Origin of the sequence: Streptomyces sp. TLI_053 (genome assembly GCF_900105395.1) — a bacterium.
Taxonomy (GTDB): Bacteria; Actinomycetota; Actinomycetes; order Streptomycetales; family Streptomycetaceae; genus Kitasatospora.
The window spans coordinates 1,708,775-1,723,131 of sequence record NZ_LT629775.1 but is presented as its reverse complement, the minus strand read 5'-3'; the positions used below and the strand labels follow the sequence as shown (position 1 = coordinate 1,723,131).

9 protein-coding genes and 1 pseudogene are annotated in these 14,357 nt (G+C 74.5%); 4 read left to right on the top strand and 6 right to left on the bottom strand.

Annotated elements, in window-relative coordinates:
- The first annotated feature begins 1 nt into the window (after position 1).
- Positions 2–1,387, top strand: a complete 1,386-nt coding sequence (locus BLU95_RS06720) for an AMP-binding protein (protein ID WP_093859166.1) — start codon at positions 2–4, stop codon at positions 1,385–1,387.
- Positions 1,377–2,945: a carboxylesterase/lipase family protein gene (locus BLU95_RS06715; RefSeq protein WP_093859165.1), complete on the top strand. Its 1,569-nt coding sequence runs from the start codon at positions 1,377–1,379 to the stop codon at positions 2,943–2,945. The genes BLU95_RS06720 and BLU95_RS06715 overlap by 11 nt, the downstream gene beginning before the upstream one ends.
- Positions 2,946–3,006: 61 nt before the next feature.
- On the opposite strand, the gene BLU95_RS06710 is transcribed toward BLU95_RS06715, so the two are convergent.
- Positions 3,007–3,744: an SDR family oxidoreductase gene (locus tag BLU95_RS06710; protein ID WP_093859164.1), complete on the bottom strand. Its 738-nt coding sequence runs from the start codon at positions 3,742–3,744 to the stop codon at positions 3,007–3,009.
- Between the two features lie 222 nt (positions 3,745–3,966).
- Between BLU95_RS06710 and BLU95_RS06705 the strand changes: the two genes are divergently transcribed.
- Positions 3,967–4,542, top strand: coding sequence for a TetR/AcrR family transcriptional regulator (locus tag BLU95_RS06705; RefSeq protein WP_093859163.1), 576 nt, complete (start codon positions 3,967–3,969; stop codon positions 4,540–4,542).
- A gap of 81 nt (positions 4,543–4,623) precedes the next feature.
- Here BLU95_RS06705 and BLU95_RS43820 read toward each other — a convergent pair.
- Together BLU95_RS43820 and BLU95_RS06695 are read right to left on the bottom strand one after the other, a co-directional pair.
- Positions 4,624–5,313: pseudogene (locus BLU95_RS43820) on the bottom strand (chitosanase); the annotation flags it as partial.
- 808 nt (positions 5,314–6,121) lie between these two features.
- Positions 6,122–7,282: an iron-containing alcohol dehydrogenase gene (locus BLU95_RS06695; protein WP_093859162.1), complete on the bottom strand. Its 1,161-nt coding sequence runs from the start codon at positions 7,280–7,282 to the stop codon at positions 6,122–6,124.
- A 134-nt stretch (positions 7,283–7,416) separates the two neighbouring features.
- Here BLU95_RS06695 and BLU95_RS06690 point away from each other — a divergent pair, with 134 nt between their 5' ends.
- Complete coding sequence (locus tag BLU95_RS06690; protein WP_093859161.1) at positions 7,417–8,394, top strand: LysR family transcriptional regulator; 978 nt, start codon at positions 7,417–7,419, stop codon at positions 8,392–8,394.
- Between the two features lie 84 nt (positions 8,395–8,478).
- Here the strand turns inward: BLU95_RS06690 and BLU95_RS06685 are convergent, their stop codons facing one another.
- From BLU95_RS06685 to BLU95_RS06675, 3 genes are all read right to left on the bottom strand, one after another.
- Positions 8,479–12,204, bottom strand: a complete 3,726-nt coding sequence (locus tag BLU95_RS06685; RefSeq protein WP_093859160.1) for a hypothetical protein — start codon at positions 12,202–12,204, stop codon at positions 8,479–8,481.
- A 138-nt stretch (positions 12,205–12,342) separates the two neighbouring features.
- On the bottom strand, positions 12,343–12,792 hold the full coding sequence (locus BLU95_RS06680) for a peptidase inhibitor family I36 protein (protein WP_093859159.1): 450 nt from the start codon (positions 12,790–12,792) through the stop codon (positions 12,343–12,345).
- Positions 12,793–13,011: 219 nt separating this feature from the next.
- A complete protein-coding gene (locus BLU95_RS06675) occupies positions 13,012–14,178 on the bottom strand; it encodes an agmatine deiminase family protein (protein WP_231978356.1) in 1,167 nt (388 codons plus the stop codon).
- Positions 14,179–14,357: the final 179 nt, after the last annotated feature.

Below are 14,357 nucleotides of genomic sequence, written 5' to 3'. Positions count from 1 at the left end.
GGTGCACTCGCTCCGGCTCGCGGCGGCGCCCGCGTTGGTGGACGGCGTCGAGGCCGTGCCCGCCTCGACCGTGGCCGTCGGCCTGGCGGCCGTCGGGCGCGGTCTCGCCGGGCCGGACAAGGCGCTGGTCGCGATCCTGACCGGGCGCGGCCCGGCCGGCCTGCTGGCATATCTGGGCGCCCTCGACCTCGGCCACGCCGTGCTGGTGAAGGAGCGGCCGGACCTCGCCACCCGGGACGGCCTGCTCGCCGCCTACCGGCCTGAGTTCGCGCTCGACGAGGGTGACGAGCCGCTCCCGGCGGGGTACCGCCCCGTCGGGGAACTGTGCGGCGCCCGGCTGCTCGGCCGGGCGGAGGCCGCCGGCAGCGTGATCCACCCCGAGCTGGCCGCGCTGATCACCACCTCGGGCTCGCTGGGCCCTGCCAAGGCCGTCCGGCTGTCGTACGCGAACCTGGCGGCCAACGCCGGTGCGGTCGCGGCCGCGCTGGGCCTCGGGCCGCAGGACGTCGGGATCACCTCGCTCCCGTTCGACTACAGCTTCGGCCTGTCAGTGGTGAACTCCCACCTGGTGGCCGGCGCGCCGCTGGTGCTCTCCCGGCTGAGCCCGACCTCCCGGCGGTTCTGGCAGACCGCCGCCCGGACGGGGGTGACCGACCTGGGGGCGGTCCCGCTCACCTACCGCCTGCTGCACGGCACCGGCTGGCGGCCGGACGCGTTCCCCGCGCTGCGGCTCGCCTGCCAGGCCGGGGGCCCGCTGGAACCGGCCCTGGTCGAGCACTTCGGGCGGCTGATGGCGGCGCACGGCGGCGGCTTCTGCCCGATGTACGGGGCGACCGAGGCCACCGCGCGGATGTGCTGCCTCGGTCCGGAGGAGCTGTTCGAGCACCTCGGTTCGGTCGGACGGCCGGTGCCGGGCGGGCGGATCCGGCTGGCGGGCGCGGACGCGGACGGCGTCGGCGAGATCGTCTACGAGGGACCCAACGTCATGCTGGGCTACGCGTCCGGCCGGGCCGACCTGGCCGAGGGCCGCAGCGTGCCCGAGGTGCTGCACACGGGCGACCTCGGGCGGCTGGAGCGCGGGATGCTCTACGTGCTGGGCCGCAAGGACCGCCAGTTGAAGCTGTACGGGAAGCGGGTCCTCCCGGACGAGATCGAACGGCGGCTGGCGGCGGTCGGCCCGGCCGCGGTGGTGCCGACGGCCGCCGACAGTGCCGTGGTCTTCGTCGAGGGCCGCAGCGAACCGTTCCGGGACGCGTGGCTGGACGTGCTGCGCGAGCTCGGACTTCCGGCCGAGTGCCTGGCGCTGCGGGCGACGCCGGGCCTGCCGCGCACCGGCTCGGGCAAGGTCGACCTCGGCCGGCTGCGGGAGTTGGCCGATGCCCGCTGAGCGGGGCGCCGGGGCGCCGGTGGTGGAGACCGGCTCGGGCCGGGTGCGCGGGGTGGCGGCGGACGGGGTGCTGGCCTTCCTCGGGGTGCCGTACGCCGCGGGCACCGGGGGCGCGGCGCGGTTCCGGCCGCCCCGGCCGCACCCGGGCTGGTCCGGGGTGCGGGAGGCGGACTCGTACGGCCCGGCCTGCCCGCAGCGGCCGCTGGCCGAGGCGTTCGGCGCGCGTCCGGCGGTGGTCCCGCTGCTGCCGCTGTTCGGCATTCCCGCCGACGCGGGTGCCCAGGGCGAGGACTGCCTGGTGCTGAACGTCTGGACGCCGGGCGTCCGGCCCCCGGCGGCCCGCCCGGTGCTGGTCTGGCTGCACGGCGGCACGGACTTCGGCGCGGGCGACTGGCCGCGGTTCGACGGGGCCGCGCTCGCCCGGGCGGGCGGTCTGGTGGTGGTGACGGTCAACCACCGCCTCGGCGTGCTCGGTCACCTGGACCTGTCCTGGACCGGTCGGGCCGAGTACGCCGCCTCCGGCCGGGTCGGGCTGCTGGACCTGCGGGCGGCACTGGACTGGCTGCGGGAGAACGTGGCGGCGTTCGGCGGCGACCCGGCGAACCTGACCCTGGCGGGCGGTTCGCGCGGCGCCTCCCGGGTGGCCGCCCTGCTGTCCGCGGGCGCGCCCGAACCGCCGTTCCGGCGTGCCGTCCTGAGCAGTCCGCCGCCGCCGCGCCCGGCCGCCGCGACGACGCCGCAGGAGGCGGCCGGGGCGGTGCTGCGGCTGCTCGGCGTCCCGGCGGACCGGCCGGAACTGCTGGCCGCCCGGCCGGTGGCGCAACTCCTCGACGCCCAGGCGGTGCTGCGGGCCCGGGACCGGTTCGCGTTCCAGCCCTCGGCGGACGGCGGCCCGGTCGAGGAGCGGTGCTACGCGGACCTGGCCGCCGGCGCGGCCCCGGGTGTCCCGCTGCTGATCGGCAGTGCCCTGCACGAGACCACCCGGACCATCGACGCCGACCGGGCGTCCTGGGACGGTCTGAGCGACGACCGGTTCGCCCGCCGCTGCTCGCGGATCGCCCGGCAGGACGTCACCGGGCTGATCGCCGAGTACCGGCGCGAGCGGCCGCGGGACCCGGCGCGGCGGGTCGCGGTCGCCGTCACCACCGACGCGCTGTACCGCTTCCCGGCCCTGGACCTGGCCTCGGCCCGGAGCGTCAACGCCACCGCCCCGGTGTACGCGTACGTCTTCGCGGGCGGCACCGGCAGCCACGGCGAGGACGTCCTGTTCTTCTTCGACAACCTGCGCCACGCGGCCCTGGTGTCCCGGAACCCCGCCAACGCCGCGCTCGCCCGGGCCGCCAGCACGGCCTGGATCGGCTACTGCCACGACGGGCGGCCCGAGGTCCCCGGCGTCGGACCCTGGCCCGCCTACACCGAGGAGCGGCGGGAGACCCTGGTCCTCGGTACCCCCACCCGCTCGGTCGCCGATCCCTTCGCGGCCCGTCGCGCGGCCTGGGCGGCCGTCCGCCGGGGTGGCCGCCCGGGCCGGGTGACGGCGGCCGCCCCGGTCGGGTGACGGCGGCTGCCCGGCCGGGTACGGACGGTGCGGGTGGCGGTGGGCCCGGTGGCGGGTTCGGTCAGCCCTGCGCGGTGGGCCGCACCACGATCTCGCCGACGTCCACGCCTTCGGGCTGCTCGATCGCGAAGCCGATGGCGGCCGCGACGGCGGAGGGCGGCATGGCGATCGCGTCGCGCTGTTCGATCAGAGCCGCCGCGACCTCCGGTCCGGCGCCCTTGCCGATGCCCTCGGTGTGGGTGAAGCCCGGTGACACCAGGGTGACCCGCAGATCCGGCCCCGACTCCTGGCGCAGGCCCTCGGTGAGGACCTTCACCGCCGTCTTGGTGGCCGCGTAGACGCCCTGCGGCGACCTGACGGTGCAGGCGGCGGTGGAGCCGATGGTGACGAAGTGCCCGGAGCGCTGGCGGCGGAAGAGCGGCAGGGCGGCGGCGATGCCGTTGAGGAAGCCGGTGATATGGGTCGCGACCATGGCGTCCCAGTCGTCCTGGCGCAGGTCGTCGAACGGCGAGACGGCCATCGTGCCGGCGTTGGAGACGAGCACGTCGAGGCGGCCGAAGCGTTCGACGGCGGTCTCCGTCAGCCGTCGGAGGTCTTGGCGGCGGGTGACGTCGACGAGGACTCCGGTGGCGGTGCCGCCCTCCGCCGTGATGCGGTCCACGACCGCGGTCAGCCGGTCCTCCCGGCGGGCGCCGAGGACGAGCCGGGCGCCCCGTTCGGCGAGGTGGAGCGCGGTCGCCTCGCCGATCCCGCTGCTGGCGCCCGTGATCGCGATGACCTTGTCCCGGATTCCCGACATGGCCGGCCTTCCCTTCGTGGGTGTGCGGCGGAGGCGCACCGAGATGGGGGCGCACCGGCGCGGAGTGGAAACGGGGGCGTCCCCGTTTCACCGCAGGCTAAGTGGGGGAGTCCCCGTTTGGCAATCCGGCCGGTGGTTCGAGAGGGTTCGGTGGTCCGAGCGCGCGGGTGGTTGGAGCGGGTCGGTGGTTGGAGCGGGTCGGTGGTTCGAGGAGGGACGGTCATGACGGACGACGGGGCGCAGCGGCCGCTGCGGGCCGACGCACGGCGCAACCGGGAGAAGATCCTCGCCGCCGCCGTGCGGGTGTTCGCCGGGCAGGGGCTGGACGCGCAGATGGAGCGCGTCGCCAAGGAGGCGGGCGTGGGCAGTGCGACCCTGTACCGCAACTTCCCCACCAGGGAGGCCCTGGTGGAGGCGGTCTACCGGAACGAGGTGGCACGGCTGTGCGAGGCGGCGCCCGCGCTGCTCGCCGAGCGTCCGCCGGCCGACGCCCTGCGGGCGTGGACCCGGCTGTTCCTCGACTACGTCACGGCCAAGTACGGCATGATCGACGCGCTGCGCGCCGCCGCCGCGGCGGGGAGGAGTCCGTACGGTCACAGCCGGGAGCTGATCCGGGACGCGGTCGCGACGCTGATGGACGCCTGCGTGACCGCCGGGGTGATCCGTAGCGACATCGGCCCGGCCGACCTCGCCGCAGCCCTCGAAGGCATCGCCCTCACCTCGGCGGGCGCCGACCGCCGGCCGCAGGCCGAGCGGCTGCTCGACCTCACCCTCGACGGGCTGACGGTCCGGCGCTGAGGCCGACGGCCGACGCGTGGACGTGTGGACGCGTGGCGCTCCCGCCCCGGGCGCTCCCGGTGCGGGAGCGCCCGGGGGCCGTCAGGAGGTGATGCTGTACGCGTCGCCGTAGATCGTCCACCGCAGCGGAGTGGCCAGGGAGAGGTTGCCGGCCTTGAGGAAGACCCTCTGCATCGTGTCGACGCGGCCGGTGTCCTGGTGGGACGAGTCGGCCTTCATCGCCGCGCGGCGGGCGTCGAGGAAGGCGTTCAGGTAGGCGGTCTCGTCACCGCCCTTGGCCGGCGGCTTGGCCTTGGCGAGGGCGGCGGCCCGGATGCCGCCGAAGCTGAGCCGGTCGCTGCCCGGACCGTGCATCACCAGGGCGTCGTAGTAGGCGAACTGGCCGAGGGCGTGCAGGCCGTCCGCCTTGGCCTGGTCGACGGCGGGGTCGAAGTAGACCCGGTCGCGCTCGTCGTTCTGGGCCTGCTGGAAGGCCGCGTCCTGGGCGGCCCGGTGCCAGTCGGCGACGAAGGACGGGTCCAGTCCGGCGTGCGAGGCGGAGCCGTCCACCTTCTCCAGCGCCGGGAGGTAGCGGGCGAGCACGTTGCCCGGCTTCAGCGCCTGGTAGTGCCGGACGAGCTGGAGCATGTCGTGGGTGCCGGAGGTGAAGCCGACGATGCCGCCGGTGTAGCCGCGGCCGTCGTGGATGTCCTCGATGTAGGTGTACTGGGCACGCCAGTCGAGGGAGGAGTTCTCGGCGCTGGAGACCAGCTGCTGCGCGATGTCCTTGAGTCGCGGGCTGTTCAGGTCGGTGCCGCCCGCGGGGGTGGCGGGGCCGGGCGGCGGGACGGCCGGGCCGGGGGGCGGGGGGTTCCCGCCGGTGGCGGGGCCGGGCGGGTTGCTCGGCGCGGCCGGAGCCGGCGCTGCCGGGGGCTCCGGGACGGTGGCGCCCGTCCCGCCCGCGGCACCGGCGCCGGGACCCGGTTGGGGGGTGCGGACGGACTGGGGTGCCTGGCTCGGCTGGGGCGCCCGGCCGGCGGTCGTGGCCGGTCGGCTCGTCCCCGCTCCCGGGGCGGCCGGGACCGGGGCCTTGGTCGGGGCCCGGCCCGTGGTCGGGGCGGCCGCTGCCGTGCTCGGGCGGTCGGCGGGCGGGGTGCTCGGCGTCCCGGCGGGCGGCTCGGTCACGGTGGACGGGACGGTCGCCGGATCCGGGGCCGGGACCGCGACCGTGATGCCGTCGACGCCGGGCACGGTCGGTCGGGACGCCGACGGTGCGGCGGCCGGTGCCGGCTCCGCCGGGCCGCAGGCCGTGAGTGCGGCGCCGCCCATCGCCGCGCCGATGCCGCCCACGACCAGCGCGGCGATGCCCGCTCGTCGTCGGCCCGTTCCGATGATCATTCCGTGCCGTTCCGCCATGGCCGTGCCCTCCCTTGCCCGCCGTGCCGGATCCCGCGGACCCGGCCGGCCGGTTGCCGTCGAGCAGGGGAACGGGCCTGGCCGGTACGGCGGTTCAGTCCGGGAAGGCCGGCCGCCCGCGCGGGTGCGCGCCCGCGGGAGCCGCGCCCGGCGTGGGCGCGGCCGGGAGGAACGGGCCGCGGGCTCACCCGTAGACGCGGGTGTACAGCTCCTCGATCTGGGCGGCGGTGGGGACGGCCGGGTTGTTGGCGGGAGAGCCGGAGGCCAGGGCCTGTTCGGCCATCAGCGGGGTCAGTCCGGTCCAGGCGGTGCGGTCGATGCCGTAGCTGCGGGGGGTGGGCACGTCCAGGTCCCGGCAGAGCGTGTGCAGGGCGTCGACGAGCTTGTCCGAGGCCGTCGCCGCCGGGTCGGCGCCGGTCGCCACGCCCAGGGCGCGGGCGCAGTCGGCGTATCGCTCGGGTGCGGCGTGCACCGAGAAGGCGGTCACCGCCGGGAACAGCATGGCGTTGGACAGGCCGTGGGCGACGTGGAAGTGGGCGCCGATCGGGCGGCTCATGCCGTGCACCAGGGCGACGCTGGAGTTGGAGAAGGCGATGCCGGCCTGGGTCGCGGCGAGCATCATCGCCTCCCGTGCCTCGGCGTCCGAACCGTCCGCGTAGGCGCGGCGCAGATGCCGGCCGATGGTGGCGATCGCGGTCAGGGCCAGGCCGTCGGTGAAGGGCCCGGACTTGCGGCTGACGTACGCCTCGACGGCGTGGGTGAGCGCGTCGACGCCGGTGTCGGCGGTCAGCCGGGGCGGCATCGTGAGCGTCAGTTCCATGTCGACGACGGCGGCGATCGGCAGGAACGCCGGGCCCAGGCACATCATCTTCTCGTCGGTGGCGCTGTCGGTGATGACGGTGACCTGGGTCGCCTCCGAGCCGCTGCCGGCGGTGGTGGGGACGGCGATCACGGGGAGGGCCGGTCCGAGGTTGACGTGCGGCGCCCGGTAGTCGCGCATCCCGCCGCCCCGCACGCCCAGCAGGGCGAGGGCCTTGGCGGTGTCCATCGGGCTGCCGCCGCCGAAACCGATCACCGAGTCCGCCCCGTGCGCGTGCAGCGCCTCCAGGCCGGGCACGAGGGAGTCGGTCGTCGGATCGGGCACGGTGCCGTCGAACAGCGCGGGGTCGAGCCCGGCGCCGCGCAGGATCCCCGACAGGCGCTCGGCGGCGCCGGTTCCGGTCAGGAACGCGTCCGTCACCAGGAGCGGGCGCCGCAGACCGAGGCCCGCGACGACGGCGCCCAGTTCCTCGGCCGCGCCGCGGCCGATGCGCAGGATCCGGGGCAGGGACAGACTGGCAACCACGGGCAACCCCTCGGCGGTGGGAGGACGGTGGCCCCCGGCACGGGCGGGCCGGTCCGACTCTGCCGTGCGTCCGGTGTGCGTTCAACGGCCAATCGCGCAGACGCGGTGTGCGGAAATGCAGATAGGCTGCGCCGATGCGCCCCCGTCCCCGACCCCGTCCCCGACCGGACGCCCCAGCCCCGGAGCGCCCCGGCGGGCCCGAGCCGCGCGACCTGCGTGCGGACGACCTGCGCCATCTGCTCGCCGTCGCCCGCACGGGGCGCCTGGTGAGCGCCGCCGACGTGCTGGGCGTGGACCACACCACGGTGTCCCGCCGGATCACCGCGCTGGAACGCAGCCTCGGTGTGCGGCTGATGGAACGCGGCACGGAGGGCTGGGTGCTGACGGACGCCGGCCGGGCGGTCGCCGAGAACGCCCGCACGATCGAGGACGCCCTGGTCCGGGTCGTGGACGCGGTGTCCGGCCAGGACCCGCCGTCCCTGCACGGCACCGTCCGGGTGAGCGCCCCGGACGGCTTCGGCACCCTGTTCGCCACCCCGGCACTGGCCCGGGTACGCCGCCGCCACCCCCGGCTCCAGGTCGAACTCATCACAGCGACACGGGAGTTGCCGCTGCGCCCGGCGGGTTTCGACCTCGCCCTGACGATCGGCCGGCCGCCCCGGAGCCGACTGGTGACCGAGCACCTCACCGACTACGCGCTCGGCCTGTACGCCGGTGACGAGTACCTCGCCCGGTGCGGGGCGCCGGTCACGGTGGCCGAACTGCGGGAGCACCCGCTGGTCTTCTACATCGAGTCGATGCTCCAGGTCGGCGATCTCGACATCGAACGCCATCTGCCGGGCTGCACACCGGCGTTCTCCTCCACCAACGTCTTCGCCCAGGTGGAGGCGACCCGGCTGGGCACCGGCGTGGGCGTGCTCCCGGCCTTCCTCGCGGACCGGGCCGGGCTGCGGCGGCTGCTGCCCGGGGAGGTCGACATCCGGCTCCCGATCACCCTGGCCGTCCGCCGCGAGGCCGTCACCCACCCGGCCGTGCGGGCGGTCCGCGACGCGCTGCACCTCGAGGTCGCCGAACGCGCCGCCGAGCTGCTCCCGCTGCGGGGCGACGGGTAGGGCGAGCCCGCGGAACGCGCACGGCGGCCGCGGTACCCGGGAGGACCGGGTACCGCGGCCGCCGTTCGTGTCAGGCCGCGTCCGTCACTGGCTGGCGGTGCGGAAGAGCCAGTGCAGGCGGGCGGTGCCGGTGCCGGGGCGGGTGATGGTGACCGTGTCGACCGTGGTGCTGCGGGTCAGGTCGAGGTGCTCGTAGGGGCTGGAGAAGTTGGACAGCAGCGTCCCGTTCGGGCCGTCGTCGGTCCGGCACCACAGGTAGCCGTCGTCGTTGGGGCGGAAGGCGCCCATGGAGACGAAGTCGCCGTTCTGCGGGAGACCCGGGTGGGCGTACGTCGAGTTGACGTACTGGTTGCCCTGTACCAGGTAGAAGCAGTTGGAGGAACTCCCGCTGGGCCCGGCCGAGATGGTGCCGAACTGCTGGGTGGACCCGTGCGCGTCGGGGGCCAGGAAGACCGGGTGGGGCGCCGTCTCCAGGTCGTCCACGGTGAGGGCCGAGCCGGAGCCGCCGGAGTCGGTCGCGACGATCTCGGTGAGGTTGGTGCCCTCCTGGACGTCCTGGAGGAACCAGCGCTGATTGGCGGAGCCGTTCCAGTCCCGGGCGACGATGCCCTGGCCGGGGCCGAGGTCGGTGAGGAACTGGCCGGTGACGTAGTTGACCAGGGTGTACGTGCCGTCGCCCTGGTAGGCGCGGGCCCAGAGCTGGTCCAGGGCCGCGCTCGCCCACAGCACCGTCCGGGCGTCGCGGGCGCCGCCCTCCTGGCCCAGGTAGCGGCCCGCGAAGGGTGCGTGCGGGTGGAACAGCCGGAAGTAGCCCGGGTGTTCGGGGTCGTCGGTGAGGCTGAACACCTGGGAGGCGGAGTTGGTCCGGCTCAGCGGCTGGTCGTTGAGTGCGTGGTTCGTCGCGTTGACCGGGCCGACCACATTGGTGGTGGCGGCGCTGCGCAGGAAGATCTGGTTCGGCCTGGCCGGTGCGACCACCCCGCCCGCCGCCGGCGGGTTGGGCAGACCGGCCAGGGCGTACGCGACCGGGTAGTGGTCGGCGGAGTCGAGAGCCAGCCGCTGGACCCCGGTGACGGCCGCCTCCGCCTGGGCGGTCGGGACGACCGCGTAGTCGAGGGTCCGACGGGTGCCGTTGGCGATCCGGTCCACCGGGTGGGTCGGCAGGTTGGTGGCCTGGACGGTGAACTCGTCGCCGACCGCGGCCTGGAGGCTGTCCGGGGCGCGGTTCCAGTCGCCCAGGGCGATCCAGGGCAGGCCGGCGGTGGTCATCCGGTCCCGGATGATGTTCAGCAGCTGCGGGTCGTCGCTGCCGGAGCTCCCGGAGCTGCCGTGCACCGAGAAGTAGACGACGCCGTCGACGTTGACGCCGAGCGCGGGCCGGGAGTCCCAGTTGTCGGCGATGACGGCCTCGCGGGTGGTGAACACGCCGTTCGCCGGGACCCGGGTGCGGCTGAACACGGCGAGATTGACCCGGCCGAACTGGTTGTTGCTGGTGTCGGTGCGCAGCCAGTACAGGTAGCCGGTGGGCCGGCTCGCGCCGCCGAGGCGGTACTCCCGGACCGGGACGGTGAAGCCGAGGTTGTCGACGTACTGGGTGTTGGCGGTGTGGATCTCCTGGAGGAAGGTCGCGCCGCCGGGCGGGGCGCCGGCCTCCTGGAGGGCGATGATGTCGGCCCGGCCGTCGAGCTGGCTGGTGCCGTACAGCCGGGGCAGGTCGTTGGTGTAGCGGCTGCCGTTGCCCTCGGGGGTCAGCGCGCCCTGCATGTTCCAGGTGGCGACGCGGCGGGTGTGGTTGTCGCGCGGGTCGAGTCCGCCGGTGTCCTGGAGGAACAGCGAGGGCCGCTTGCCGACGTCGGTGGGGACGACACCCTGACCGCTGTAGTCGAGGGTCTCCCGGCCGCCCCAGTCGGGGATGGCCTGGCCGCCCTGGGCCAGCGGCTGGAACCGGCCCGGCGCGCCGTTGGCGGAGCCGAACTGGTAGGCGGTGCCGGTCTGGTTGCCGTACGGCGCGTACGGCAGGTAGGCGCCGCCGGGGGTGGTCTGCTTGACCATGGTGTTGTTGTAGAAGACGTTCTGCGGGCCGGAGGAGCCGGACCACTTGACCGCCTTGGGGCCGGCCGCCCACCAGATCGGGTACCACGTCCCCTCGTCGATCTCGCCGCCCTCGCCGCCGCAGTTGGTCTCGCAGCTGCCCGAGCGGTGCTCGTACGGGACGCGCAGGGTGTTCTGCTCGAACAGGTTGTTGTGCTCCCACCCGCCGTGCAGGTTGAGGTCCGAGTCGAGGTCGTTGCGGAAGGCGACGTTGCCGCTGGCCGACCACTGGAAGGTGAAGTGGCGCAGGTTGCGGCTGAGGTTGTAGGCGTAGAGGGAGTCCCAGACCCGGCTGCCGCGCAGGTAGCCGTTGCCACCCTTGCCCTTGTTCCAGGCGCCGTCGAAGCTGTTGCGCTCGATCTGGAGGTTGCGGGCGTCCTCGGTGACGACCGGGTGCGAGCCGGTCATCTCGGCCTTCAGCCCGCGCGCCCAGTCGTTGGCGGCCCACTTGAAGACGATGCCGTGCATCGCGTACTCGGGCGCCATGTTGCCGTAGTTGTGCACGGCCTGGGCGGGGGTGAGGTTGTAGCTGCCGCCGCCGAGCTTGGGCAGGCCGGTCATGTCCTGGGTGAAGGCGAAGTTCTCGAAGCCGACGCCCTGGACCACCTTCAGCGGGGTGACCTTGCTGGCGTACGGCTTGTCCCCGAGCGGGGCCGAGCCGTCGGAGACGGAGTCGACCGGGAGGTCCCACTCCAGCGGGCGGTCCAGGGTGACCGTCTTCGCCGCGGCGTCGACCGCGGTGAGCCGGAACATCTGCTGCCGCATGTGCAGGTTGTCCATCTGGCTGCGGTCGGAGACGCCCTGCTGCTCGTAGAACTTGACGCTGTTGGCCGCGCCGACCCAGACGTAGCCGCCGAGGGAGAACTTCTTCATGTCGGCCTTGGCGTCCAGCTGCACCAGGTTCTGGCCCTGCCGGCCGGCCCAGCCGGGGTCGGCGGCCTGGGCGGCGACCTTGATGCCGGAGGCCCAGTGCTGGTTGACGCTGCCCTCGAAGATGTCCTTGCGGTTCGCCGGGGCGGCGGCCCAGTCGTCCTGGTAGCGCTCGGCGATGTCGCGGGTCTGGACCCGGAACAGGCCCCGGCCCGGCCAGATCCAGCCGCCGGTGCCGACGTCGCTGCCGCTGCCGGCCTTCATGCTGTCCTGGTCCCAGCGGCCGTTGACCAGGGTGTCGTAGCGGGTGTTGACGTCGGGCCGGAACACCAGGCGGGTGCCGCCGTCGCCGGAGCCCTGGCCGCGCAGGACCAGGTAGTCGGCGTCGACGTAGATCTGCCGGGAGAGGTCGATCCGGCCGGCAGGCAGGGAGATCAGCGAGAGCCGGTCGAAGTTGGCGCCCGGTGAACAGGCGGACTTGACGTCGTCGACGGCGCGCTGGAGGCCGGTGGTGTCGTCGACGCCGTCGTTCGGCCGGACGGCGTACTGGGAGGCCAGCCGGTCCGGGGTGATCCGGCAGGCGGGGTCGTCGGTCAGGCTGCCGTCGTCGGGCAGCGGCAGACCGCCCCGGTAGCCGGCCCGGGACCAGTCCGGCATGCCGGGGGGCGGGCCGGTCCGGTTGGCGGAGCTCAGGTCCGGGCCCTCGGCGCCGGGGCCGGCCGTGACCGCGGCGACGGGGGCCGCCGCGGTGTCGGCCGCCGTGGCGGGGGCGGTGGCGGAGAGGGCGGGCAGGGTGAGGGAGAGCAGCAGGCCGGAGAGCAGCGCTGCCGCCGGTCGTAGGCGAGTCATCGGATCTCGTTCCGTGTCGAGGTGGTGTTCCCGGCCGGGGAGAGGGGCCGGGAGACCGCGCCGGAACGCCCCCGGCACCGTGCGGGAGCCGGGGGCGTCGGGGCGAACGGCGCCGGAGCGCCGGGTGCGCCGGAGTCGTTACGGGCAGTAGAAGCGCAGGCCGGAGATCCGGTCGTTGTTGTAGTAGGTGCTGGTGCCGGCGTTGTAGTCGCCCTTGGCGCCCCAGCTCCACGAGGAGGCGAAGTCGATCTGGGACGGGTGCAGCTCGCCGTAGGCGTCGTCCCAGAACTCGATCTGGCACTGGGAGTTGTTGATCCAGGACGACACCTGGTCGTTGGCCAGGTCGCCGTTGAGGAAGTGGACCTTGGTGAGGCGCACGATCTCGGTGCCGCCGCCGGCCGACGGCGGGACGACGATCGCCTTGGAGCCCAGGCCGCCGCCGTTCTGGTACAGGCAGAGCGCCCAGGCGGGGCAGCCGTCGTACGGGGGATTGGCCGCGGAGGCCGGGGTCGCCGTGAGCAGCATGACCGCTCCGGCGACCGCGCCCGCGACGACGGTGGCAGCCGACTTGAACGACTTCAGGGCCACGGTGGAACTCGCTTTCCAGGACCGCCCGGGTCCTCGACCCGGGCTGGTTGACAGTGCGCATCGGCGGCGGGTCCCGTCCTGGGGCCCGCCGCACGATCAGCCTGCGGGAGGGGAAAGCGTGGGCGCATCAGTCATCTGACTGCATGACGTGTCTGTCCTGGTCGGCGCCGGTGCGGAGAGGTCCGGAGCCGGTCGCGGTGGCCGGTGTCGGACGGTCGGTCAGCCGGCGGCGGGGATGTCGTGGGTGGCGCAGTGGATGCCGCCGCCGCCACCGGCGATGGTGTCGATCTGGAGCGGCACGATCTCGCGCCCGGGGAAGTGCTCCCGGAAGACGTCGTGGGCGTGGTCGTCGGCCCGGGGGTCCCCGAACAGGGGCAGGTAGACGCCCTTGTTGCCGAGGTAGAAGTTCATGTAGGAGGACACGAAGGCGTCGCCGCGTCCGGTGATCTTGTCGGGGTCGGGCTGCTGGAGTTCGACGACCTTGAGCCGGGCGCCGGTGGCGTCGGTGGCCCCGTCGAGCACGGAGCGGGCCTGGTCGGCGGAGCGGGACCAGACGTCCGGCGGGGTGCCGGGGAAGGCCCGGTCGAGCAGGACGACGCCGGGGGCGGCGAAGCGGACCAGGCAGTCGACGTGGGCGTCGGTGATGTCTTTGCCCTTGACGCCGGCCAGCCAGATCACCTTGGTGACGCCGAGGAGCTGCTTGAGCTCGGCCTCGATCCGGTCGCGGCCCGTCCCGGGGTTGCGGTTGTCGTTGACGATCGAGCTCTCGGTGATCAGGAGGGTGCCCCGGCCGTCGCTCTCGAAGGAGCCGCCCTCGGCGACCAGCCGGGTCTCCACCCGCTCGATCCCGTACTGCGACAGGACGCCCCGGGCCACCTTGGCGTCGTTGCCGTGCTGCTGCTTGCGGCCCCAGCCGTTGAAGTTGAAGTCGACGCCCTTGACCTTTCCGCCCTCCTCGACGAACACCGGCACGGTGTCGCGCGCCCACAGGTCGTCGACCGGGACGGTGAGCAGTTCGACGTCGGAGCCGCAGGCGTTGCGGGCCGAGGACTCCTGGCCGGGCCGGACCAGCAGGACCACCGGCTCGCGCTCGCCGACGGCCCGGGCCACCTCGGCGATGTCCTTGCGGACGGCGGCGAGCTGCTCGCCCCAGACGTCCTCGGAGGCGGGCCAGGACATCATCGTCCGCTCGTGCTTCTCCCATTCGGCGCCGAGCCGGCGCCCCGCTCCGGAGGTGCCTCCGGTCGGGTTCCCGGCGGAGGAGGAGGGTTCGGCCGGGTCGGTCAGGTCGTCCACGGCGGCGCAGCCGGACGCGCCGAGCGCGATCAGGCCGGCGCCGGCGAGCGAACGCAGCACGGTACGACGGGCGAGGGGGGAGTGGGACACGGTGGACTCCGGTGGGGCTGGGAGCGGTTCGGTCCGGTGCCGAGGGGGCGGGGCTCCGCGGAGCGCCGGGTGCGGCGCCGGACCGGCGGCGGACGAGTCGTCCGGCATCGCCGTGAACTGCACTGTCGCATTGACTGAAAAATCAGTCAAATGCAAGGAAAGGGTGAAGCCCCGACCGG